Genomic DNA, 640 nt, shown 5'->3' on the forward strand with positions numbered 1-640 from the left:
AAATAATCCTGCACCCCCATGCTCCGTCCTCGAATACGATGATCCAACAAATTCCATTGTCTTATTTATGTTCACATTGGTTGTATTTTTTACAAATACTACTCCAAGTGCAGCATATGGGTAATAGTATATCTCATCATAACTACCAGAAAAACTTTTTGTGCATAACTCTCCGTAAATAAATGTTCCTTTACTTCCCTCTATAAAACTTAGTTGTCTTGGCCGATAAAAACTAACGTAATCTGTATCGTATGTATGGCTACCTGCTAGTAGTTGTAACATATAGTCAGTTTTTGTTATATCACTACTCCACTTTCCAAGCTCTGTCGTAAAAGTTCCGTGGCCAAAGTAATTATTTTTTCTTCCAAGTACACCAAATAAGAAAGGTAATGACCCTGGTTCAACCATATTGCGCTTTCTTATTTCTTGTGTAAGCGACACTTTCAGCTCATCATCTCTAGTTTTTATCTCGTTTGTAAGGGATGTTTTTAATTGGTTATCACGAGTTTCTATTTCCCTAATAATTGATGAGCCAGATGGTACATTATTAATAGCACGAAAATCTTCTACTAAACCTTTAAGACCATCTTTATGACTATTACTAATGCTATTTATTGCTGCAATATTGGCATTCTTTCTC

General features: G+C 34.7%; 1 pseudogene. It reads right to left on the reverse strand.

The window, feature by feature from the left end:
* Positions 1 to 640, reverse strand: a pseudogene (locus DM84_RS06015) (hypothetical protein); the annotation flags it as partial.

The organism is Wolbachia pipientis, assembly GCF_023661085.1.
Taxonomy (GTDB): Bacteria; Pseudomonadota; Alphaproteobacteria; order Rickettsiales; family Anaplasmataceae; genus Wolbachia.